The 21,243-nt window shown below is 34.8% G+C and carries 26 protein-coding genes and 2 pseudogenes; 23 read left to right on the forward strand and 5 right to left on the reverse strand.

The window, feature by feature from the left end; genetic code table 11:
• Positions 1 to 147: 147 nt before the first annotated feature.
• Positions 148 to 699: a hypothetical protein gene (locus tag BK139_RS05035; protein ID WP_139325596.1), complete on the forward strand. Its 552-nt coding sequence runs from the start codon at positions 148 to 150 to the stop codon at positions 697 to 699.
• 134 nt (positions 700 to 833) lie between these two features.
• Here the strand turns inward: BK139_RS05035 and BK139_RS05040 are convergent, their stop codons facing one another.
• Positions 834 to 1,016 carry a hypothetical protein gene (locus BK139_RS05040; RefSeq protein WP_048009494.1) on the reverse strand — a complete coding sequence of 61 codons (183 nt, stop codon included), beginning with the start codon at positions 1,014 to 1,016 and terminating at the stop codon, positions 834 to 836.
• 398 nt (positions 1,017 to 1,414) lie between these two features.
• Here BK139_RS05040 and BK139_RS05045 point away from each other — a divergent pair, with 398 nt between their 5' ends.
• From BK139_RS05045 to BK139_RS05055, 3 genes are all read left to right on the forward strand, one after another.
• On the forward strand, positions 1,415 to 2,617 hold the full coding sequence (locus BK139_RS05045) for an IS110 family RNA-guided transposase (protein WP_076257457.1): 1,203 nt from the start codon (positions 1,415 to 1,417) through the stop codon (positions 2,615 to 2,617).
• A gap of 470 nt (positions 2,618 to 3,087) precedes the next feature.
• Positions 3,088 to 4,002 (forward strand): DUF3231 family protein, encoded by a 915-nt coding sequence (locus tag BK139_RS05050; protein WP_286147948.1) that lies wholly within the window; start codon positions 3,088 to 3,090, stop codon positions 4,000 to 4,002.
• Positions 4,003 to 4,045: 43 nt separating this feature from the next.
• The gene (locus BK139_RS05055) at positions 4,046 to 4,504 is read left to right on the forward strand and encodes a hypothetical protein (protein WP_076257290.1); all 459 of its coding nucleotides are present in this window, start codon (positions 4,046 to 4,048) and stop codon (positions 4,502 to 4,504) included.
• Positions 4,505 to 4,604: 100 nt separating this feature from the next.
• Here BK139_RS05055 and BK139_RS05060 read toward each other — a convergent pair whose 3' ends face one another.
• Complete coding sequence (locus BK139_RS05060) at positions 4,605 to 5,444, reverse strand: tyrosine-type recombinase/integrase (protein WP_076257291.1); 840 nt, start codon at positions 5,442 to 5,444, stop codon at positions 4,605 to 4,607.
• Positions 5,445 to 5,633: 189 nt separating this feature from the next.
• Here BK139_RS05060 and BK139_RS05065 point away from each other — a divergent pair, with 189 nt between their 5' ends.
• The 12 genes from BK139_RS05065 (at position 5,634) to BK139_RS05125 (ending at position 14,719) form a co-directional block, all read left to right on the forward strand.
• Positions 5,634 to 6,038, forward strand: coding sequence for a hypothetical protein (locus tag BK139_RS05065; protein ID WP_076257458.1), 405 nt, complete (start codon positions 5,634 to 5,636; stop codon positions 6,036 to 6,038).
• Between the two features lie 98 nt (positions 6,039 to 6,136).
• Positions 6,137 to 6,619, forward strand: coding sequence for a hypothetical protein (locus tag BK139_RS05070; protein ID WP_076257292.1), 483 nt, complete (start codon positions 6,137 to 6,139; stop codon positions 6,617 to 6,619).
• A gap of 194 nt (positions 6,620 to 6,813) precedes the next feature.
• The gene (locus BK139_RS05075) at positions 6,814 to 7,191 is read left to right on the forward strand and encodes a DUF3221 domain-containing protein (protein WP_076257293.1); all 378 of its coding nucleotides are present in this window, start codon (positions 6,814 to 6,816) and stop codon (positions 7,189 to 7,191) included.
• Between the two features lie 270 nt (positions 7,192 to 7,461).
• Complete coding sequence (locus tag BK139_RS05080) at positions 7,462 to 8,301, forward strand: tyrosine-type recombinase/integrase (protein ID WP_076257294.1); 840 nt, start codon at positions 7,462 to 7,464, stop codon at positions 8,299 to 8,301.
• Between the two features lie 126 nt (positions 8,302 to 8,427).
• Positions 8,428 to 8,793 carry a glyoxalase superfamily protein gene (locus BK139_RS05085; RefSeq protein WP_286147952.1) on the forward strand — a complete coding sequence of 122 codons (366 nt, stop codon included), beginning with the start codon at positions 8,428 to 8,430 and terminating at the stop codon, positions 8,791 to 8,793.
• A 329-nt stretch (positions 8,794 to 9,122) separates the two neighbouring features.
• A complete protein-coding gene (locus tag BK139_RS05090; RefSeq protein ID WP_076257295.1) occupies positions 9,123 to 9,812 on the forward strand; it encodes a hypothetical protein in 690 nt (229 codons plus the stop codon).
• 170 nt (positions 9,813 to 9,982) lie between these two features.
• The gene (locus tag BK139_RS05095) at positions 9,983 to 10,303 is read left to right on the forward strand and encodes a hypothetical protein (protein ID WP_076257296.1); all 321 of its coding nucleotides are present in this window, start codon (positions 9,983 to 9,985) and stop codon (positions 10,301 to 10,303) included.
• Between the two features lie 23 nt (positions 10,304 to 10,326).
• A complete protein-coding gene (locus BK139_RS05100; protein WP_076257297.1) occupies positions 10,327 to 11,406 on the forward strand; it encodes a tyrosine-type recombinase/integrase in 1,080 nt (359 codons plus the stop codon).
• Positions 11,407 to 11,417: 11 nt separating this feature from the next.
• Positions 11,418 to 11,624: a hypothetical protein gene (locus BK139_RS05105; RefSeq protein ID WP_076257298.1), complete on the forward strand. Its 207-nt coding sequence runs from the start codon at positions 11,418 to 11,420 to the stop codon at positions 11,622 to 11,624.
• Positions 11,625 to 11,687: 63 nt separating this feature from the next.
• Positions 11,688 to 12,548 (forward strand): tyrosine-type recombinase/integrase, encoded by an 861-nt coding sequence (locus BK139_RS05110; RefSeq protein WP_076257299.1) that lies wholly within the window; start codon positions 11,688 to 11,690, stop codon positions 12,546 to 12,548.
• Between the two features lie 14 nt (positions 12,549 to 12,562).
• The gene (locus tag BK139_RS05115) at positions 12,563 to 13,519 is read left to right on the forward strand and encodes a tyrosine-type recombinase/integrase (RefSeq protein ID WP_076257300.1); all 957 of its coding nucleotides are present in this window, start codon (positions 12,563 to 12,565) and stop codon (positions 13,517 to 13,519) included.
• Positions 13,520 to 14,368: 849 nt separating this feature from the next.
• On the forward strand, positions 14,369 to 14,719 hold the full coding sequence (locus BK139_RS05125; RefSeq protein ID WP_076257302.1) for a hypothetical protein: 351 nt from the start codon (positions 14,369 to 14,371) through the stop codon (positions 14,717 to 14,719).
• A gap of 176 nt (positions 14,720 to 14,895) precedes the next feature.
• On the opposite strand, the gene BK139_RS05130 is transcribed toward BK139_RS05125, so the two are convergent.
• The 3 genes and pseudogenes from BK139_RS05130 to BK139_RS24295 form a co-directional block, all read right to left on the reverse strand.
• Entirely contained in the window at positions 14,896 to 15,222 is a 327-nt protein-coding gene (locus tag BK139_RS05130; RefSeq protein ID WP_139325597.1) for a hypothetical protein, read from the reverse strand.
• 197 nt (positions 15,223 to 15,419) lie between these two features.
• On the reverse strand, positions 15,420 to 15,656 hold the full coding sequence (locus BK139_RS05135; protein WP_076257304.1) for a hypothetical protein: 237 nt from the start codon (positions 15,654 to 15,656) through the stop codon (positions 15,420 to 15,422).
• A 245-nt stretch (positions 15,657 to 15,901) separates the two neighbouring features.
• Positions 15,902 to 16,022 (reverse strand): annotated as a pseudogene (locus BK139_RS24295) (YHYH domain-containing protein); the annotation flags it as partial.
• A gap of 246 nt (positions 16,023 to 16,268) precedes the next feature.
• Here BK139_RS24295 and BK139_RS05140 point away from each other — a divergent pair.
• From BK139_RS05140 to racE, 7 genes and pseudogenes are all read left to right on the forward strand, one after another.
• Positions 16,269 to 17,216 carry a hypothetical protein gene (locus BK139_RS05140; protein ID WP_076257305.1) on the forward strand — a complete coding sequence of 316 codons (948 nt, stop codon included), beginning with the start codon at positions 16,269 to 16,271 and terminating at the stop codon, positions 17,214 to 17,216.
• 58 nt (positions 17,217 to 17,274) lie between these two features.
• The gene (locus BK139_RS05145; RefSeq protein ID WP_076257306.1) at positions 17,275 to 17,505 is read left to right on the forward strand and encodes a hypothetical protein; all 231 of its coding nucleotides are present in this window, start codon (positions 17,275 to 17,277) and stop codon (positions 17,503 to 17,505) included.
• A 57-nt stretch (positions 17,506 to 17,562) separates the two neighbouring features.
• The gene (locus BK139_RS05150; RefSeq protein WP_076257307.1) at positions 17,563 to 17,757 is read left to right on the forward strand and encodes a hypothetical protein; all 195 of its coding nucleotides are present in this window, start codon (positions 17,563 to 17,565) and stop codon (positions 17,755 to 17,757) included.
• Positions 17,758 to 18,058: 301 nt separating this feature from the next.
• Positions 18,059 to 19,633 (forward strand): recombinase family protein, encoded by a 1,575-nt coding sequence (locus tag BK139_RS05155; protein ID WP_076257308.1) that lies wholly within the window; start codon positions 18,059 to 18,061, stop codon positions 19,631 to 19,633.
• Positions 19,634 to 19,638: 5 nt separating this feature from the next.
• A pseudogene (locus tag BK139_RS05160) lies at positions 19,639 to 19,737 on the forward strand (hypothetical protein); the annotation flags it as partial.
• A gap of 160 nt (positions 19,738 to 19,897) precedes the next feature.
• Entirely contained in the window at positions 19,898 to 20,356 is a 459-nt protein-coding gene (locus BK139_RS05165) for a MarR family winged helix-turn-helix transcriptional regulator (RefSeq protein ID WP_076257309.1), read from the forward strand.
• Positions 20,357 to 20,366: 10 nt separating this feature from the next.
• The gene (gene racE / locus BK139_RS05170) at positions 20,367 to 21,161 is read left to right on the forward strand and encodes a glutamate racemase (protein WP_076257310.1); all 795 of its coding nucleotides are present in this window, start codon (positions 20,367 to 20,369) and stop codon (positions 21,159 to 21,161) included.
• Positions 21,162 to 21,243: the final 82 nt, after the last annotated feature.

A 21,243-nucleotide genomic window follows, 5' to 3' on the forward strand; every position in this document is an offset into this window, starting at 1 on the left:
CTAAAGTTTTAGGCTGATAGAGCAAAAGTGTAAAATCTAATCAAGCGAAAACTGTCAACTTTATTCTAGCGTTTACACATATTACCTAATTATCATATCTATGATAATATTACTAAGGAAATTATTACATATTCGGGGGAGATAGGATTGAAAAAGTTTTTTAAGTTTGGATGTTTAGGATTTATTGGTTTAATCGTTTTAATCATCGTTATTGCTATGTTCAGTGGAGATGGTGACGAACCTGTTTCTACAGGTACTGATTCTGGTTCAACAGAGAAAGCTAAATCTGATGATAAGCCAATAGATGATGGAAGTAAGAAAGTAGACGCAAGTGATCAATCTACTGATGCAGCAGGTCTAATAGTTGCACTTGGTGAGGTTAAAATTTCTAGTGATAAGATTCAAGTAGGGATTAACGTAGAAAATACTACTGAAAATAAATTATCTTTCTATCCTGATCAAGGTTCTGCAGTTATTGGTGACATACAACTTGATGCAAATATGTTCTTAACTGATGGGGATGTTTCTGGAGAAATTCAAGGTGGAGTTAAAAAAGAAGCTGTTTTAGAGTTCTTAACTCCTGATGGAAAAGAAATTGATGTAAATAGTATAAAAGAGGTTAAACTTATGTTAGGCGATGTATTCAATGATACAACATTTGAGTCTAAACCTGTTAATTTTACTATTCCTATTAAGTAAGGTTTTTTATTAAATTTAAAGCCCCTCTCGAATGAGAAGGGCTTTTGATTTCTTATTAAACTAAAGGGCAGTTTAGCTCAAATTGCTGTTTTATGTATAATAAAAGACGGTGAAAAAACACCGCCTATAATAAGCTATTTATTTTGTGTTATTTCTTTGTAATAAAGGTAATCGACTTTATGTTTGGTAGCCATTAACTGCGAAGCTAAAACAGCAGTATAAAGAGTGGTTAGTACAATTGCTCCAACACCAAGACCTGAAAGGTTTAGTTTATTAGAAGTGCTCATTCCATTATTACTTGTGGTTGCTCCTTCCATTTCATAACCCCCTAATTTGTTATAGGGATATTATCTGTAACCGCATTTAAATTTATACCAACGAATAAAGGACGGACGTATAGAAAGGAAACAGGCAGGTGTCTAATAAGGTCTTAAGTTTGTGAATAAATACACTTAAACTAACGGGTGCTTCGTATTATAGAGTTAACCAGTTTTTACTGGTTGGCTCTTTTTTTTATAGGACCTATTATTTCAGTAGCCAGGGTAGAACGTACGGGTGCGTGGGAATAGATCCCGAGGATTAAACTGTTCACCCCCTACTTGTAGAAAGATGTTTGAGGCTGGTTGGGACAATGTGATCTCGTATAACAAGCGAAGCTATGAAACTACAGGAAGGTATAGGGGTTACTGGTGAGTACAACGAGGGAGAGATGAAATTGAATCCAGTAGTTGGCCTGGATGTGGCCAAGGGAGAAAGTGAGGCCCAAGCCTTCTTAGATAAGGATAGGCCATATGGAAAAAGCTTCAGTGTAAAGCATATCAAGGAGGATTTGGATTCATTTGCTTCCTTTTTAAAAGGAATAGAGAGGAAAACTGGGGTTAGACCAGCGGTGATTCTTGAATCTACAGGACATTACCACACACCAATTATTCAATGTCTAGAGGAAAATCAATATCTATATATCTTGGTAAATCCGATTATTTCTCATCAAGCCAAGAAAACAAGCCTTAGAAAAGTAAAGACGGATGCCGTTGATGCATATCATCTTTGTGTTCTTTATTACAAGGAAGATTTTGAGCCTTATAAAAAAAGAGGATTAAGACTTCTAAATCTAAGAACGTTATCAAGGCAATACGAAACCGTTACGAACCTTTACGTTCAGGCAAAACTTCAATTTCATACTATTCTTGATCAGGTATTTCCGGAATACAGGGGAGTGTTTGGAGATTTGTTTTCAAAAGTCTCTCTTCAGGTATTGAAGGATTTTCCCACATCTCAAGATGTTTTGAGTGCAGGTGAAGGAAAGATAATGGAGCGAATTGAGGAAATGCGTGTAAAACGTTCTGCGAATTGGGCCAGGGAGAGAGTAGCTAAATTAATGGCTTCAGCCAAGCGAAATCCGTTCCAACAATGTATATATCAAAGCCACTTGTACAGTTTAGATATGTATATCTCTATGCTTCTTCAGTACCAGGAGCACCTATCCAACTTGGAGAGGCAGATAGATGTCCTGGCAGAAGAGATTGAAGAATATAAGATAATCCAATCAATTCCCGGCATAGGAGGAAAAATCGCTGCAACGATTATTTCCGAAATCGGGGAAGTTGACCGGTTTAACCACCCTAAAAAACTTGTAGCTTATGCAGGAATAGATCCTAGTGTCCATTCATCAGGAAAGTTCACAGCTACGATAAATCACATTACTAAACGAGGTTCAAGCCGTTTACGGCACGCTTTGTATATGGCCGTATTATGCGGTATAAGAAGCTCCAGGAATAAAAAGCTAAAAGAGTACTATGATAGGAAACGAAATGAAGGAAAGCCTTCAAAAGTAGCAATGATAGCGTGTGTAAATAAGCTTCTACACTGGATTTATGCAATTCTAAAAAGGAATGAGCCCTTCCTAGATATGGCTTAAACAACAAGAAAAAGCAACTAATGAAAAACCTTCCAAACAGTATTTGGAGGGTTATTTGGCGTGCCTTTAAAAGTATAACACGAGAGAATAAATATTTTTATAAGAAATTCTTGACTCCTATTAGCTGGTTTACTTTAACATCCAGCTGCCAATGGCGGCTTTTTTCTTACTAACGGGGCAGGATAGTGAGAGAAGAAATGTATAGTGTATAGTTTTTTTCAATATGATATAAAATCAGAGAAAGAAGCAGTGAGTTAGTTCATCAATAATATTACGAATTTGAGGCTTAAAAAAACGCACTTAATAAATAAGCCCTTTCCATAGATACTTTTTCTATTTTAGGGGATACTATCCTCAATTGATTATATAGGGGGGTTTTTGGATATGGAAAATAATCATGTACCTATTAAATTAACTACTGCTGAAATCGCAACTCTGTGGAGATCATATATTCAAAACACAGCTGTAAGATGTTTTTACAAATATTTTGTTCAATACCTGAGATAAAGCCAATTATTAAAGAAGCTGAGGTTTTGGTTGAAACAATTATTGGGAAAATCGAAACAATTTTTGAAAAAGAAAACTTCCCAATACCAAAGGGATTTTCGGATAAAGATATTGACTTATCAGCCCCTGCCCTTTATACAGACTTATTTGCATTAAGTTTTCTATATCGTGGAGGACAAGTAATTATTCCTCAGTACGCTAATACTCTTTCTAGAGTGACTCGAATCGATATTTATAATTTTTTTAAGGAGTGTCTAAACAGTGAGACGGAATTACATAAGAAAGCATTAAACCTTATGCTTTCAAAAGGATTAAATGATCGACCTCCAAAGATGGAGTATCCAAAAAATGTTGAGTTTATTAAAGATCAACCCTCATTAATAAATACCTGGTTAGGTGAGAAAAGACCTCTAAATACTTTAGAAATAACAGAACTTTTTATGGAAATCGAAAGAAATGCAATTGGTCTAATCCTTTTGATGGGATTAATACAGGTAACAAAAGACAAGGAAATAAAGAACTATTTATTAAAGGGAAAAAAACTGGCTGAAAAGCAAGTGGATATATTTGATAAGTTATTAAAAGAAAATGATCATTTTATCGGATTCCCAATGACTATGGAGGTAAAAAATTCAACAATTTCTCCATTTTCTGAAAGATTAATACTGTTTATTATAGCTACTTCAAACCAAATAGCTATTTCTGCACTTGCAGATGCATTGTCTGTCTCAATGAGAAGAGATTTAGCGTCCCATTATTTCCTTGTTATAGGAGAGGTAATGAAGTACGGTGACGAAGGGCTTAAACTTTTGATTGAACGAGGCTGGATGGAGCAACCGCCACAACCCATTGATAGAAACAAATTTTATAAAAAATAACATTTCTATGAAAAGATCCAAATCATAAGGGGGTTGGGATCATGTGAAAAATGCAATTGAGAAATTATTGTGGAGCATTGCCCTTCCTGGGTTTGGTCAGTTTCTAAACGGAAAAGTAATTAAAGGGATTGTTTTGATAATATTAGAGTTACTTATAAATGTTCAAGCGAATTTCAACGTTGTGATTATTGCAAGTTTTCAAGGAGATATTCAAAATGCGATTGGACAGGCAGATTATCAGTGGTTAATGTTTTATCCATGTTTATATTTTTATGCAATGTGGGATGCCTATAAGGATGCTGGAGGAGCGAAAGAAAGGTACTCTTTTCTTCCCTTTGTGTTTTCTGCCTACTTTGTTACAGTGGGATGTATTTATTCCTCAAATTTTTTATTATTTGGGGTTTTACTCGGACCTATTTGGCTCCCAATGTTGTGTGTAATTCCTGGATTAGTTGTAGGAATCATAATAAAGAAAGGTCTAAACAAGAAATGTGTATTTTAAAATTCACAATAATTGGAACCTTTTAAATAAACTTGTTAAGCTAATGGGTGGCAAGAGTAAAAAGGCAGCGGAATTGTCCGATGCCTTTTGCCATTTATCACTAAAAATATTTTCTATAAAATTCACTTCTAAGGCTGCCACTTAACTGAGCATAAATCCTAGTGGTTTCGCTTTTTTCGTGCCCTAGTAAACTTTGAATAACATCGATAGGAGCTCCGTTGTTCAATAGGTGGGTGGCATAGCTGTGGCGTAGTTGGTGTGGATGTATTTCTTTGTTGATCCCTGCACGGCTTGATATTCGCTTTATGATGTACCTCATCTGACCAATGCTCATCCGGTGCGGATGTCGTTCCGTAACAAAAATAGCTGGGTCATTATCTTGGCGAAGATCTAAATATCGCTTAAGCCAGATTTCACACCGTATATTAAAGTAAACCTCCCTTTCCTTATCACCCTTTCCAAGTACAATTGCAGAGCGATTTGACCAATTAATACTATTTTTATTAAGAGAAACAATTTCTCCTATTCTACAACCTGTTGAAAACATAAATTCAAATAATGCTTTTTCCATTGGAGAAAAACACGCTTCCCTCAAATGTTCAATTTCTCTCTCCGTTAAAAATTTCGGAATCCGTTTTCCTTGTTTAGGTTCTTTAATTTTTGCAGCTGGATTTTTTTGAATATGCCCTTCCTCGTGTGACCAACGAAATAGTGATTTAATAAATCGAATCCGATGAGCTAAACTTGATGGTTTTAAGTGTACACTGGATTTTGCTAGGTATCCTTTCAACTGATCGGTTGTTACTGATCCAATACTTACATCATTAAAGTGATGGATGAGTAACTTAGATTGGAGTCTATATGCTTTTAATGTCTGTGGAGAGAATCCTTCAATCCTCTTATCCGATTCATAAAGTTCCCAGGCTTTTGTTAATTGCAAAATCAATTCCTCCTTAAGGATTGTGTTAGAGGAATTATTGCCTTGAATATAGAAATAAACACGTTGATATTGAAGTAACGGGGCAGGTTAGCTTAAGAGGAATATAAACAAACTCTCTTTTGTTGGGTGGAATCCTAATTGATATTTAGAAAGTTTTTTAAAAAAGATAAACAAGAAGAAATTGATAAAATGTACCTTAGTGTTCCAGAAAGTGAGATGAACGAGAAGTTAAAAAGAAAAATAGCTGAATTAGAAAGCCTAGGGGAACAATTGGGGAAAGTGCTTCAAAGAAAATATGCAAGTGTATTTGAAAGCCAAGGAAAACAAAACCTAGGAATTTGGGTGTGCAGGGACATTGATGGAGATGAAAATGAAATTTCAACTACTGAACAGTGTTTCGAAAAGGAGTATAGGTCACAAATAGTTATTGATTTTGATGGACCTAAATTTGAAGGTGATGATTTTTATGCTTATTACATTGAGTTGTGGTATTACTTCGGTGGGTATATTAGAGGTTCAGGAACATTATATGATTTATCCAATAATGACTTAGAAACGGAAATTGAGGAAGGTTTAAAAATACTCTTAAAATAACTAATACAATCAGCTTACGACTAACGGGCAGGTTAGTTGAAGGAAGGATATTTAAAGCTGACTGAGAATATATTCATAAAAAGAGTGGAGTGGTGTTTATGTATAGAAAAAGTTTTGTTGCAATTATTTCGATTATTGTTATCTTAACTACTGTTGGGTGTACAAATAAGAATAAGGAAACCATAAATACAAATGTGGAAAATAAAAATTCAGCACAAAAATGGAATCAAAGTCCTTTATTCAAATCTGGTAATTACACTATGATTGGTGAAAAAGGGCGTTTAGGTTTCATTTATGATGATAGTGAGGTTGTTAGATTTTATCCAAATAAAACTCAAAAGTATATGTGGCATTTTTGGGGAGAAGACCATGAGTTTAATGGAAAACTTAAAGTAATTGCTATACACGAGAATGATGAAGAGCAAATAACTGTGGTAGAAGGCGGACTAGGTGGTGATAATAACGGAGCAGACCGACACGCCCCATCAAATATGTCATTACCAAAGAGTGGGATGTGGAAATTAGATGCTTATATTGGAGATAAACTATTTGGAAGTGTGTATGTTAAGGTCCATAAGTAAATAAACTATTAGCTTAAAACAGTGTCGTTGTTCTCTTAACAAAGTAAGAGTTTATCTTCAACTAATGGGTGCACTGCTTAAAGAACGGCTGCCTTTACAAATGTCCTTTTTATTCTACAAAAGGGGCAGGTTTGTCTAAGAAGGATGATACACAACTCATAATTTTCTCGTCAGTTTAAATGGAGTGGATTTTTATGTTAAGTAAAAGAACAGTCTCATTAGTGGTAGTTAGCCTTTTAGTAATCATTGTGGGTTGCTTGAACAATGATAACAATAATATTAAAAAGAACGATGATGAAAAGGTAGCCAACAGTGAAGAAATTACTGGTCCTGGTGTTGAGGGATACGTTAAAAAACAAACATCTAACAGGGGCTTTTTACTTGAAGTGACACAGGAACACCAAATATTTAGTACAGATACATTAATACACGTAGGAGTAGATGAGGAAACAATGTTAGACGAATTAGAGGTAGGTCAGAATGTAACAGTTTGGTATGGTGGAACTATTCTTGAATCATATCCACCAAAAATCAAAGGGTTAAAGATTGAAATCAAAGATAGCAAGAATTAAAGTAGAAAGCCCTTGCAAGCAAACGGGTGTTAAACCAGGAAGGATTAACTATCTTTTTGTTAATTTATTATTGATCTAACCCAACTGGAATATTAAGAATTTGCCTTTTTAACTAATGAGACAGCATTCCTGTATTAAAAAAGGGCAGTTTGTGAAGAAATGTCTTAAACAAACGGGTGCAATTACTTAATAGAATTCTATAAAACTAGTATATTTTTTAGTTTTCAGGCGGATAATGTTAATAATAGAACGGTCAGGGAGTTGTTCATTATGCTTGTATCTGAAGCCTGGAATCTTTATAAAGCAGATAAACAAATTCAGGGATATTCTTCTCAAACCTTAAAGGTATATAAAGTGCAAATGTCTTTATTAATCAAGTACTTTGGAGATATTAAAATCACTGATATTACAACAGAATCCATTAAATTATATCTTGGAGAAGTTGCTGCGGAGTTAAAAGCATCTAGTCTCTGTCATCGGATACGTTTTATAAAATCATTGTTTAAATGGGCTCAAGAAGAGAAATACGTTTCGATTAACCCGGTATCTACTATTAAAGAACCTAAGCCAGAGAGTAGAATTCCTAAGTTTCTTACGGAAGAGGAAATTGAATTACTTCGTGAGGCAGGTAAAACAACTTTTGAGAAAGCTTTATTTGAATTTATGTATTCAACAGGCTGTAGGATAGGAGAAGTTGTAAACTTAGATAAGCACTCAATCAATATGGCAGAACAATCCGTTATCGTTTTTGGAAAAGGAAAAAAAGAAAGAGAAGTGTATTTTAATACTCGATGTAGTATTTGGTTAAAAAGATATCTAGAAGAAAGAGCTGATGATCAACAGGCTCTGTTCGTTACGATTCGAGCACCACATCGAATGAGTATTGCACAAATGAGATATGTCATAAAACAGATTTCCAAAAGAGCAGGAATAAATAAGTGCATTCATCCACATCAACTTAGACATAGCTATGCAACTACACTTATTAATAATGGGGCACCATTAGAGGTTATACAAAATTTAATGGGACACGAAAAAAGCGAAACCACTAGAGTCTATGCATACCTGAGTGGACATTTGAGACGTGAGTTATATAAGAAATTTTTTTAGGTGCTGCTGGTGCAGCATTTTTTATTGAACTAAAGGGGAAGTTTGATGGAAGAAGGATTATTTTAAGAATGAGGTCAATTCACAATAGAAGTTGATGATTAAGTCATATAAACTAATGAAAAAGGAGTGTTATTTTACATGATTACACCTATCTTTCGAATTTTCGATATTGAAAAGGCTCACTCATTTTACATAAATTACTTAGGTTTTAAAACGGATTGGAAACATCAGTATTCGGAAAATATGCCTGTTTATTTTCAAGTTTCTTTAAATAATGCAGTTTTACATCTATCCGAGCATCATGGTGATTCAACACCAGGTAGTGCAATTCGGATTAAAACAAATGATTTAGAAAGTTTTCATACCTCATTATCAAAAAAGGAATATCGATACTCTAAACCAACTATTGAAAAAACCCCTTGGAATACCATTGAATTAACAGTTATCGATCCTTTCTCAAACAGAATTACATTTTTCGAAGAAATTGAGTAATAAAAATGATTTAGGAATCAATCATTTATCAAGTTTGTGAAATTATGTACTTAAATTAACGGGTGCTTATCTTCAATAAGGTTTTAAAAACAAGGACCCAATTAGTGGGGTCCTTATTTTATTGTATTTATCATTGTTCGGGAAGATCCTAGAAGAGTAATAGTCCATGTACCAGGACAAACTGTACAAGTTTTTCATATATAGGAAATCCAGAAGAGAAACAAGTAGGAGGAGGGGCCGCCTTCCTTAAACTTATACCTTAATGTAGTTTTAAGTATGAAAATATTTATTACTGATAAAAATGGAAGTAAAAAAGAGAATGGTGATTTATGGAAGACCTGTCTAATAAAAAGGAAAGATTTATACAATTGAGATGTTCTGATTTCTCTAATGAGCAATCAATTTATTTAAATGTCACAAAAAATATATACGATGAGATAGAAAAAAGTATAATGAATAAACAAGATATTGAAATTAATGTCCATACATTTAAACTTAACAAAAGAAAGCATGATGAAAATATCCGCGATTTAATCCAAGTAAAAAACATCGCATCAGTTTACGAAAAAGATAACTTTCCGTTCGAATTTAAAGAAAACAAAACAAGCAGGGGATATAAAGAAACAATTTTAAATAATTTAAGTAAGGCCTTAGAAAAGCGTGGATTTAAAGAAATGTTACAAAGGCTTCAAGAAAAATTTGGCTATAAGAATCCCAATGGCATATATAAGGTGTTAGGCGGGAAAAGTGGAAACATTAAGGCTCAAGATATACTTATGCTTGAGGAGTTGGGAATACATAGGGATGAAATTTTAGGAGATCCAATTGCACCATTCGATTCACTAAAAAATAGAAGGTCCATTCGGCGGCTGGCAAAAATTTATAATACTAATGAAGATGCAAGAAATGAGATTAACAGTGCTTTAAAGGCATTAGTGGACCTGCTAGAGAAGGACTCCTTAGATGAAACAATAATAGCTGCGAATAGAATTAAAGAAACATTAAATAACATTAGTTAGTGGACGAATTGTCCAATGAATATTTTTCCAAAACAAAAACAGTTCCCTATGTTAGGGGACTGTTTTTGTTTTGGAAAGAGCATCGACAGTGTCGTTTTTCCTTTACTATTGTTTTCGAATTATCATTGAAGAAGAGTTAAGAACGATAAATAAGGGGGACAAAAAATCCTATGAAAAATAAAAATGGAAAAGAGAACCAAAACCTTTCGCAGAATGCTAATTCTCCGAAAGAAATTTCGAAAGAAGAATTTCTATACGAAATATTCGGAATTAAATCCCAAGTGACTGGACAACATAAAGGAAACCTTATAAAGGAAGTGATAGAATTGTCCAGCAGTAATTTAGGAATTAAGTTCGAGTTTCCTAATAGGGTTGAACAAATGACCCTAGTGGAGAAGTTAATTGAGTTGAAAGGGAATCACTTTCCACCATTTGTGAAGAAGTTTTTGGTCGGATATAAACATCTCGACTCTGATATTTTTTCAAAATAATAACGGCGTTAGAGTCAGTGTTAATGAATTGCTGCAAAAAACTTAATAAGCCCATGGGTGATTTAAAAAAAGAAGACCTTCATAATATTGAGTTTTATTTTAATGTAACGAAAAACACAGCGGTTATGTTTTACCTGAATAAGTTCTATTCAAAGATTACCCCTTTTTGTAAAAAGAAAAATTTATTGAATCGTAATGGTAAAAAGGAGAGCTTTAGTCATGAAACAGTAAATGAATGCGAAAAATTCCTAGTTAAAAACGGTTGGATGGAAAGCAGTATTAAGAGCTTTAGGAGCATAATAAAAGTGTTTTTTTCCTGGGTTTGTTCAGTGTATAAGGATTTTGATCAATATACCATAAATACCATTCCTGTTTGGAAAATCACAATTGACTGTTTAAAGGATTATCGTTCTTATTTAATAGGGTTAATAAACAAAGGAGAACTGTCTAGGCTTACTGCAAATAAAAAAATAATAGACCTTAGACATTTTTTTTCAGTCTCTGTTCACTTAGGTTATAGCTTACTAAACATGAAAAAAATTAGTAATATTCAGGCGGATAGCTATGTCTACAGAGATATTCCAAGTTCAAATGAATTACAGAAATTCTTCAATACAGTTATTGAATTTTCCGATAACCAAAGAAAGGATATTCTTATGTATCAATTCATGTTGTACCTTGGTTTAAGAATTGATGAGGTATTGCGGTTAAAATGGGATGATATTAATGAAGAAACCAAAACTCTTGTTTTCAAAGGTAAAGGGGAAGAGTATCATAGATTGCCTTTGCCATCATTAATTCTTTCAACAATTAATGAGCTCCCAATTAAAATAAAAAAAGGTCTTGTTTTTGAGAAACCTTATTTTACTAACCAAAAAGTTTCTGGACGTCATAGAGTTTTTTGTTTACTTGCGGGAACTATGCATTTTAATGGACTTCACATTTTTAGGCATACTTTTATAACAAAATTGTCGGAAATGCAAAAATGTAATCCCAATACGTTAAGGCTTTTAGCGAGACATAAATCGTTAAACACAACATCAAAGTATCTACACCGCAGTGACGAATCGTTAATAAACAGTGTCAATAAAATAAAATATTAAGGAGAAAAATTGTGCCAATACGAAGAGAAGACAGAAGTTCAGATCAGGTTTCAAAGCTATTGGAGGATATATTAAAAGTGCATAAAATAAATGACTTAGAAAAGGCGTTAGCTAATTTTCCTGGGCTTAGCACCTTCAAAGAGTCTAAGCAAGATTCTCCAATTAATATAGAACCAACTATCTCAGATGCTTTAGATAAGTTTTTAACGGTAAGCTAAACCGATTATAAAACTTTTTCAAACAGCACCAGAAAAACCTATAAAACGGAGGCTAAATTATTTTTGTCATACTGCAAAGCGAAACAAGAAAGAGGTGAAAATCAATTAGTAAGTGAAGTTACTACACCAGGATTTCTGGCTGATTATTTGGAGCGTGCTAAAAACGTTAATACAAGAAACAAAAAGGCGGCTTTCCTTAGGAGTTTTATCAAGGACACATGTTTGGAATTTCTTGATAAGAAGAGAATTAATCAAATTTTTGACAAGCGGGGCGTTTTACAAATAAGGTCAACGGAAAATGACCTACCTAAGGCCTTTACTAGGAATCAAATTCTTCATTTGTTGAATGAATGCCGTCAATCCCAAAACGCTATTAGAAATTTCACCATTATAATTACCTTCTTAAGTAGTGGCATACGTCTTGACGAGTTGGTTAATTTGAAAGTTGGAGATGTATTCTTTGATCAAAAAAGATTGAGGGTCAGACCTAAGGGAGACAAAAATGCTTATCACATGAGGTTTATTATGGAGGTAGGACTTATAAGGCTAAAGGATTATATTGATTTTACCTATGGTCATATGTTAAAGAAACTTTCAGTGGGTGAGTATAAAGCTCTTTATTTATTTTCTAATAATGGTGGTCAAAAACCATTGACTGGGAGAGCAATTGAAATAATGGTTGATCAACTAGTTAAAAAATTAAAAGGCCAAGGCGTAATAGAAAAGGATAAGAAGCTAGGTATTCACAGCTTTAGACATTCTTTTGCTATTTATGCTCTTGAGTCTGGTGTTGATATTTATACTATTTCCAAATTGCTGGGACATAAAACTATTACGTCGACGGAAGTATACCTTAATATGTTTGATTACCAAATACAGTCGGCAATTGAAAAACACCCATTGGCTAAACTTAGTTTATTTTAAGGAGGTTTTTAAAGGTGGATAATAATGGGATATTGATTGATTCAGTATATTACAGAAGGTGGCATAACCATTCAAATTTAGCGGATTCCACAAAAAAAGGCTATGAATATCATCTGAAAAGATTTGAAAGGTTTTTATTGATGAGTGGAATGGAAGCACCTCTTGATTTTAATAAATTTTACTTTAATCCTGTTGACAACACTTTTCAGCCAATTGACGAGGTAATTATTGATGAGTACATCCTGGCATTGAAGGAATCTGGATGCTCAAAGGGGGTTTTATATCAAACTATTGAAGTTTTAAGGAGTTTCTTTTCCTTTCTTGCGAACTACGACATGATTGAGTCAAACGTCATGAGTTCTTATCCGAATCCTTATTATGAACGGAAATTATTAAACAGGGCATTAAGTTATAATCAGTGTTTGAATTTATTGAACGGGGCAAAAAAAAAGGATCCGTTTAGCAAACATTATTATCTCTTATTAATGGTTCTATTAACCTGCGGATTAAGAGCTAATGAAATTATTCATCTTCGAAAGGAACATATAAATTTGGAATCGAAAGTAATTTATGTGGAGAAAGGACAAAAAACAAAGGCTGCATCTGTACACTTTCCTGAATCGGTTAGAAATATATTTATTCATTTTTTTAATCACCCGAAATGGCTAATATGGGAGAAATTGGGAAATCATGAGGTCTTTTTTGAAGATAACCAAAAATTAAACCATGGGTCACTTCAGAAAATAATAGATTCCATTGCTTTAAAGTCGAAGATTAAGAAAAAGATTACTGCTCATCAATTTCGACATACGATGGCAACCCTTATGTTTGAATCAGGCATTGAATTATCTTTGATAAGTCGACAATTAAGGCATAGAAAATTGTATACAACTTTGCTGTATGTATGTCCTAATCTGCAATTAGGAGACGATATTGAAAGATTCACTAGTCAGAATAAATATTTTCCATAGAAGGAGAGTGGATATAGTGTTTGCAGGTATCCCAGGTTATGCGAAGTTGTTCAAAGAACAACAAACACTGTTTGAAAACACGTACAAAAAACATATGAAATGCTTTCGCACTGATAAGCTAAAATATTATACTAGCGACCGAATTAAGAGCATTAGATGGTCCGAAGAAGAAAAGGCTGTTAAGGTTTATTTTGAAAACGGAGATTGATGGCATTATACTAATGACTTGAATTGGTACTAGCCTTGATTAGCTCTAAACTCTTCGTACACACTAGAGTATTCGATCGTGAATAGTTTAAGAAATCGAAGTACGTGAATAAAATACTTTTTCTTTCATTTATCTGCCCCGTATCCTTTAAATAGAAAAGCACGAGTAAATCGCGGCTTACTTTGCTTTATTTAACGGCAAATGTTAATATGCTTCACTAATAACATAAATCCATTAAACTTTTATTGTTGGCTTTACCATGGTGTCAAGAAGTTAATATTGTGCAACAGGCGATACCACGGCAGCCTCAATTATATTTCGCCCTTTGCCTACCATAAGCGATTTAAAGAAGTAGGGCTTGAAGAGTCCGTGGTTGTTAATTTGTTAAAAGCAGGGAGCCAGTATTATTATGGCTCTCTTAGTATGTTTGCGGTTAAGTGTAGTTTTGGATTTAATTAACTATACTTATTCAATCGTTGATTATTTTCAGGGGATCAATTTAAAATTCGTCTCGAAAATTTAGATGAATATAAAAAAGTTGAAACTTTTCATACAAGCAGAACGTAAATTCCCTTACAAGAAATAATTTTATGATGTCTAGTCAAAATTCCAAATAATAAAGGGGAAAGGTGAGCTGGAAAATGATTTATAACAAATCAGAGTTTGAAATTGGCGGAAATGCACTCGTTGGGGTTATAGTTTCAGCAGTGACAGCAGCAGGAGCGGCTTTGACATGGAAATACATGGACGATAGGAAAACTTTAGAATTAGTTAAAGCAGATAAGCCAGTAAAAATCAAAAGGGAAGCCGCATTTGAAATAGATCCAAAAACGTGGAAAACTAAATTTAGCAATAAAAATGAGTTTGAGGTTCCAGCAACAAAAATTAAAGAGGTACCTGTAGTGCAAGGTTTTAAGAAAACTAAAAAGGTACGAGTTACGTTGGACAAAAACGGCAATGAGATACCAGGAACAGAAGAGGAAATAGTATGATAAATACCTGAATGAATGACTTTTTGATGAAGTAAGGGTGTTTAATAACTGAAAAAACTCTAAGGCAGTGATGTATCATCCGCTGCTTTAGAGTTTTTATAATCAAGCTAGAAATGCTGAAACACTATTTCGATAAAGTCTTTTATGTTTAGTGAGTCACCCTAAGGATTCCAATCTCAAGCCAATCCGTTGTTATCTCGGTCTAAATAATGAGGACTTTCATATGGTCCTCCATTAGCCTCGTAGGATAATTGAGCGTCTTCTTGAGTGTCAAAGTCCCCACAAACATGATCAATTGAAGTGGCTTCATATGGATTATCATATTCTTCTGAATCAACCGCATCGGAGCCGCCTGTGTGACTTAATAAAAAGGTGCTAACTAAAAAAGTTATAACAACTCCGCTAATAATCCAACGTGCCTTTTTTTCATTCGGTGAACTCACTTTAACTGCTGGATCTTCGGCTGTCTGCTTAGGGTTTTTAAGGGAGTAGTACATGCTCATACTAAACATTATAAATAATAATAAAAAAATAATTATTTGAAAAGGGTATTTTTGAGTTAGATAGTATAGAGACTTTGACCTAAAGAACCTCCTCCGCCTTCAATATATCCCGAAAAGTATCCCTCTTTATATACTATTAATTCATTTTTACTCAAATTGCTATCGTAGTCATCATATGTATAGTCTTCCGTTGCTGCTTAGTAACCATCATCATATCCATCATCATAGATAGATTCCTTATCAATGGAACTCATTTCACTTTTAGAATCATGATCAATGTAATCTGAGGAAGATTCATTTGTTGAAGTGTAAGTAATAGCTTCATCACTTTCCACTTCTTTTGTATTAACTTCACTCTTTGACTTCTGCCCAACCTTCAGCAGAGCCTTTTCCATAGGAACTTTCATCGTAAATGTTAGTTGGGTATTCATCATACACATAATCATCTATGTAATCTGAGTAACCTTGCTTAGTACCTGCTGAATAGCTATCTTCAAAGCAAGCCAACAACCCTTCTTGATGTCCAGCGGCGATTTCTTGCTCATACCCGTCTCCAAATGTTTGCCCTCCTTCCCACCACCATTCATATTCTTTCTCGCATTGAGAAGTGTAACTATAAGCTAGCTCATCCCTTATCATATCCTTCCTCATAGTCAATTACAGATGTGTCAGGTATAGAATCATGATAATGATACTCTCCGTAGTTTAACCCCCCAGTGCTCGCAATTCGTCCGACAGGTATGTCCTCCACTTGAGTCTGTATTTCCAGGATGTGCTGAAACAGGATAAACCGACTCCATCCATAATGTTACTAAAATACTAAGACCCTTTTAAAACATTATTGTCACCCTTATATTTTGGATATAATCGGTTCTCCATTGAGAGCACTCGATTATAAGGGGAAAATTTCTAACTTATAATCCTTTTTTCACACCATTATCAATGGGGATTTTTCCTATAAAAAATATCACTATTCTGTATTTTATATTGTGTATAACTTAACTTTTGTTTAAAATTGGAAGAGTAAAAGGAGGAAAGCCATTGCCATGATACCAAATTATCCATCATTTTTTTGGGGAATATTTGCTGCTCTTTTTCTGTGTATTATTCTCCGTCTCTCAGGACTCTTACATATAGGGTTTAAACAAAAATTTAATAAAGAGACTGTTAAGTATATCCCGCCTACAGTTGTTATGCTTGTCGCGATGGCTATAGTATTTAGCAACTATAAATCATTGCTTGAACCTCCACCCATTGATAAAAAACCTCTTATGAATTATTTGTTAACAAACCCTGCTCATTTACAACTTTTATTGTTTATTTCATTAGTAGGGATTATTGTCTTGGTTTGGCTAGTTATGACCCTACCATTTAATTCTCAGGGACTCTCTAAATTCTCAGGATTTGGTATATCAGCTGAATTTCGAGAAAAAGTAAATGCAGTGGTTGAGAAAAACGCAATCACAAACGAATTAACATCTATTAGGGAAAATATTCTTAGAATTCTTACTTCTGATAAATATTTCGATGAAACATTAAAGTCCTGTGTAGAGGAATATGAAGAGAATGGAACTAAGGGTTTTGAAATCAACCCCAATAAGATGGTTTCTAGTGTATTTGAACTTGTAGAAACATCTTATCAGGCAAGCGAAAGTAATTTTCGCATTCAACACCATATTGAAACAATTAAGGTAGGTGAGAAATCGATCAGCAAAAAAAACGTAGAAGAACTTCCAAAAGAAATGAGAGACGCTTGTCTTCAAGTCATCAATAAAAAGAAACCGTTTGTTTGGAAGGGTGTATTAGCGATGGAAATTAATCCTTTTGCACAAACAGATTCTTATTATGTAATTTGTCTTTATTCTGATGACTTGATTTTCACTGAAACTGACTCTGATTACCTTGGAACGCTTATAAAAGTGGCTGAAAAAATTATAACATTATATTGGTACCAATCAGAGGACGATAATATCGTATTTGAAGAAGCGAATTAATGGACAAGTTGTTTTACAAATATACTGTGTGGTAAAATATAGGTAGGAGGTGTTTCGTATGACTGAAACTTTAACTGTTAGACGTACAAGGAGAGCAAAAGGTGTACCAATGGCCCCTAAAGTGGCAGCTAAAAGAAATATCCTTGATGAAACTTACCCAGAGACAAAAGCTGTAATTCAACAATTGGTTAAAGAAGAAATGAAGAAACACGGCTACTCTAGGCAAAAGGATCCTTTTGTCAAAAAAATGAACAATGTTTTGACCCAATATACTAAAACCAACTTCTAAAACTCATAAGGATTTAATATACATTTGGACAAGATAACCGTTATAGGAGGGATTGTCTTGTCCATTGTTATTTTTCGGAAACGTAACAAACGTGCATTAACTCAAAAGCAGAAAATTCGCTTTGTTGATTCAGGTGAGAGAGCTTTTATCGACCGCGAGTATGTGTTTGATGTGTTCGAAAAGTATGGGTACAAAAGATCTGAAGATCAACTAATAAAAGAACTAAATGAATTATTCGAAAATCGCCGTTGATATATATTATCAATGGCTTTTTCTTTTTACTGGAGTTTCACATCATAGGACAAGTCTTCTCCCGCATAGGTTTACTGTGTAGGAGAGTGATTAGTGTGGGTAATCATAAGACGCAGTTCACCTTCATTTATAAGAAGCCAGTAAACCCGCAAAGAACCCAAGAAGAGGTAGTCCACGAACTCATTCAAACTACGATTCGGAAAGTCGTGGCAAAGTAAGTCTCTATTCGTTATAATGATTGTAGCAACCAAGCCCATAGCGTGATAGCTAGGGCTTTTTTATTACCACAGGAGGAAGCGTAATGAAGAACCAAATAACGGCGAGTTATGTGCGGGTATCATCAACAAAGGTCTCCCAGAAAGAGTCGCCCGAACACCAGCGGATGCTGTGTCAAGAAAAAGCACTAAAAGAAGGCTTTGAAATTGTATATACGTATGAAGACCGTTCATCTGGGACGAGTATAAACGGACGAGAAGATATCAAGAAGATGCTGGAAGATGCGAAGAAGGGAATGTTCAATACCTTACTGTTCGCTTCAATCTCTCGTTTTAGCCGTGATCAGTTGGATGCTATCACATTAAAGAGAACGTTCGTGGACGCCCTGGGAATTCGCTTAATATCCATTGAAGAAAATTATGATTCTGCTGTTGATAAAGATGAATTGAAGTTTACACTTTTTGCGATTATGGCTCAGCAGCAAGCCGAACAAATCAGTTTGGCTTCCAGGAGAGGTAAACGTCAATCTGCTAGAAAAGGAAATTACACAGGCTCCATTGCACCGTTTGGATACAATAAAGTAGTTTTGGAAAATAAGAAAACACTTGTGCCAAATGAATTTGCCGAGGTTGTGAAAAGGATATTTCACTTATATGTTCACGAAAACATGGGTGAACAAAACATCAGACAATATTTAAACGAAGAAGGAGTTCCCTCACCTAGAAATGGATTATGGGGAGTTAGCTCCGTTCAAAGAATATTACAAAACGAAGCCTATACAGGGCGAAATGTATACAACAAATATGAAGTGAAAAAGGTATATGACGACATAAATGATATGAACGACCGCAAAAAGAGACAGGTGCAACGAGAGAAAGAAGAATGGAATCGAAACGAAGAAAAGAATTGGGAAGCCATAATTGAAGATGACATTTTTGAGGAAGCACAGCGGTTACGATTAATAAGAGGAGGCGGGAAGCGAGGAGGAGCTAGACAGAGAGTCAATGTATTTGCTGGTTTTGTATTCTGCGGCCATTGTGGAAGCAGCATGGTGAGCATGAAGTCGAAGAACGGAAAGAACATGAGTGATGGAAGAGAGTATCGGCATTTGGTTTGCTCCAGAAGAAGGAGATTGGGTGAAAAGGGCTGTGAAAACAAGAAATATGTTCCGTATTATGGGTTTAGAGATGCAGTGATAAAAGAAGTCTCACAACGATTGAAGAACAGTATTGATATTGAGAAAGAAATAGAAGGATATCTGACTAGAGAGCAACCAAAGAAGAATGAATTTAACATAAATAAAGAGAAGTTGCATCACGAAAAAAACATTGAAATTAACCGTAAATTATTATTCGAACTTCGTAAACAAAAAATGTTAGACGAGAATATTGATGAAGAGCAATATCAATTCGAAAAAGAGCAGTATGAGAAAGAAATTCAAAAGAGCCAAAAGCGTTTGAAAGAACTGGAAACAAGGATTGAAAAACAGGAAAACAAAGAGGAGTACCACCAGGAAATTCGGGAAGCTCTTGAAGAACTAAGCAACCTTAGGTTTGAAAACTTTGAAGAGCTGCACTTAACATTAAAAAAATTAATTGATAAGCTGATTATTTTTTCTGATAATAAAGTGGAAATTCACACTGTATTGGATGCTGAATAATTTGTATTTCAAAACACATCTCGAATGCCATGCAAAAGCTTGGTGTAAAGGGGCGATCACAAGCTGTTGTAGAGCTCCTTCGAATGGGAGAGCTAGAACTTTAATTTAGACCGGCTATCCCTTCTGGGAGGCCGGTTATCACATTTATATTAGGAATATTTCATTATTGGATTTATTTCTGTCTTGAAATTTGTACGGAAAAAGGTGAAAATAAATGCACAAGGGCAGAAAACATCGTAAAAGCTTAAATGGGAGTGTTTATGAATGAAGCTGGAAGATCCTAAAACAAATGAAATAAATGATGTTGTAGCTGATATTGAAAAAGACTTAAGATACATATCCGGCATTATCAAGCAAAAAGGAAGGGAAATTCTAAGTGATTTTACCATTACCCCTCCTCAGTTTGTGGCTTTGCAATGGCTGTTTGAAGAAGGGGATATGACCATCGGCGAGCTGTCTAATAAAATGTATCTTGCATGCAGCACGACAACCGATCTTGTTGACCGAATGGAGAAAAACAGCCTTGTGAAAAGAGTGAAAGACCCAAATGACCGAAGAGTAGTCCGGATTCATCTGCTTGATGAAGGAGAGCGGATTATTGAAGAAGTTATTAAAAAACGCCAGGAGTACCTAAAAGAGGTCCTTAAAAATTCTTCACATAATGAGGTCTTGTTCTTAAAAGATAACTTAATGAAATTACACCATGATATGCGAGGAGAATGAGGCGGTACTTTTGAAACAACCTATAGGAATAATTGACTCCGGAGTGGGGGGCTTAACGGTTGCAAAAGAAATCATGCGGCAGCTGCCAAATGAAGATATTGTATACCTCGGAGATACAGCACGATGCCCGTACGGCCCGCGGCCTGGTGAAGAGGTGAAATCCTTTACCTGGCAAATGACGGAGTTCCTGCTTAAAGAAAACATTAAAATGCTTGTTATAGCCTGTAATACAGCTACTGCTGTCACTCTGGAGGAAATACGAAGGGAACTGCCGATACCGGTTATCGGTGTCATTTTCCCAGGCGCAAGAACAGCTATTAAAGTGACGAAAAATCATATAATTGGTGTCATTGGCACAGAGGGCACCGTCAAAAGCAAGGCATATGAAAATGCGCTGATTCAGATATACAGCAGGTCTGCCGTGCATAGTCTGGCATGCCCAAAATTCGTTCCTCTTGTAGAGAGCGGGGAGTACGAAGGTTCAGTTGCCAAAAAAATAGTGGCTGAGACGCTTCAGCCCTTAAAAGGAAAAGGAATGGATACACTCATTCTTGGATGTACTCATTATCCTTTATTAGAACCAATTATTAAGAATGTAATGGGTAAAGAGGTAAAGGTCATCAGCTCAGGTGAGGAAACAGCAAGGGAAGCCAGTACCATACTGCATCACCATGGCCTGCTTAAAGCTGTGGATGAAAATCCGGAATATAAATTCTGTACAACTGGCTCCACGGCCATTTTTTCTAAAATTGCTTCCAAGTGGCTTGGGTTTACTGTCGATGCTGTAGAAAAAATTTCCCTTTAATAAATGCAGACACCTTCTGAACTTTTTCAGAAGGTGTTTTTTAAAGAAATTTGCAAGTTATTTTTAGATTACTTTTTAAAAA

Source organism: Paenibacillus sp. FSL R5-0490 (assembly GCF_001956215.1).
Lineage (GTDB): Bacteria > Bacillota > Bacilli > Bacillales > Cytobacillaceae > Cytobacillus.

Bases quoted from the DNA above. Each gene is read 5' to 3' on its own strand.
- BK139_RS05040 (WP_048009494.1), bottom strand. From the start codon at position 1,016: ATGGAAGGAGCAACCACAAGTAATAATGGAATGAGCACTTCTAATAAA.
- BK139_RS05050 (WP_286147948.1), top strand. From the start codon at position 3,088: ATGTTTTTACAAATATTTTGTTCAATACCTGAGATAAAGCCAATTATT.
- BK139_RS05065 (WP_076257458.1), top strand. From the start codon at position 5,634: ATGTACCTTAGTGTTCCAGAAAGTGAGATGAACGAGAAGTTAAAAAGA.
- BK139_RS05070 (WP_076257292.1), top strand. From the start codon at position 6,137: ATGTATAGAAAAAGTTTTGTTGCAATTATTTCGATTATTGTTATCTTA.
- BK139_RS05075 (WP_076257293.1), top strand. From the start codon at position 6,814: ATGTTAAGTAAAAGAACAGTCTCATTAGTGGTAGTTAGCCTTTTAGTA.
- BK139_RS05080 (WP_076257294.1), top strand. From the start codon at position 7,462: ATGCTTGTATCTGAAGCCTGGAATCTTTATAAAGCAGATAAACAAATT.
- BK139_RS05090 (WP_076257295.1), top strand. From the start codon at position 9,123: ATGGAAGACCTGTCTAATAAAAAGGAAAGATTTATACAATTGAGATGT.
- BK139_RS05095 (WP_076257296.1), top strand. From the start codon at position 9,983: ATGAAAAATAAAAATGGAAAAGAGAACCAAAACCTTTCGCAGAATGCT.
- BK139_RS05100 (WP_076257297.1), top strand. From the start codon at position 10,327: ATGAATTGCTGCAAAAAACTTAATAAGCCCATGGGTGATTTAAAAAAA.
- BK139_RS05125 (WP_076257302.1), top strand. From the start codon at position 14,369: ATGATTTATAACAAATCAGAGTTTGAAATTGGCGGAAATGCACTCGTT.
- BK139_RS05130 (WP_139325597.1), bottom strand. From the start codon at position 15,222: ATGAGCATGTACTACTCCCTTAAAAACCCTAAGCAGACAGCCGAAGAT.
- BK139_RS05135 (WP_076257304.1), bottom strand. From the start codon at position 15,656: ATGATGAATACCCAACTAACATTTACGATGAAAGTTCCTATGGAAAAG.
- BK139_RS05140 (WP_076257305.1), top strand. From the start codon at position 16,269: ATGATACCAAATTATCCATCATTTTTTTGGGGAATATTTGCTGCTCTT.
- BK139_RS05145 (WP_076257306.1), top strand. From the start codon at position 17,275: ATGACTGAAACTTTAACTGTTAGACGTACAAGGAGAGCAAAAGGTGTA.
- BK139_RS05155 (WP_076257308.1), top strand. From the start codon at position 18,059: ATGAAGAACCAAATAACGGCGAGTTATGTGCGGGTATCATCAACAAAG.
- BK139_RS05165 (WP_076257309.1), top strand. From the start codon at position 19,898: ATGAAGCTGGAAGATCCTAAAACAAATGAAATAAATGATGTTGTAGCT.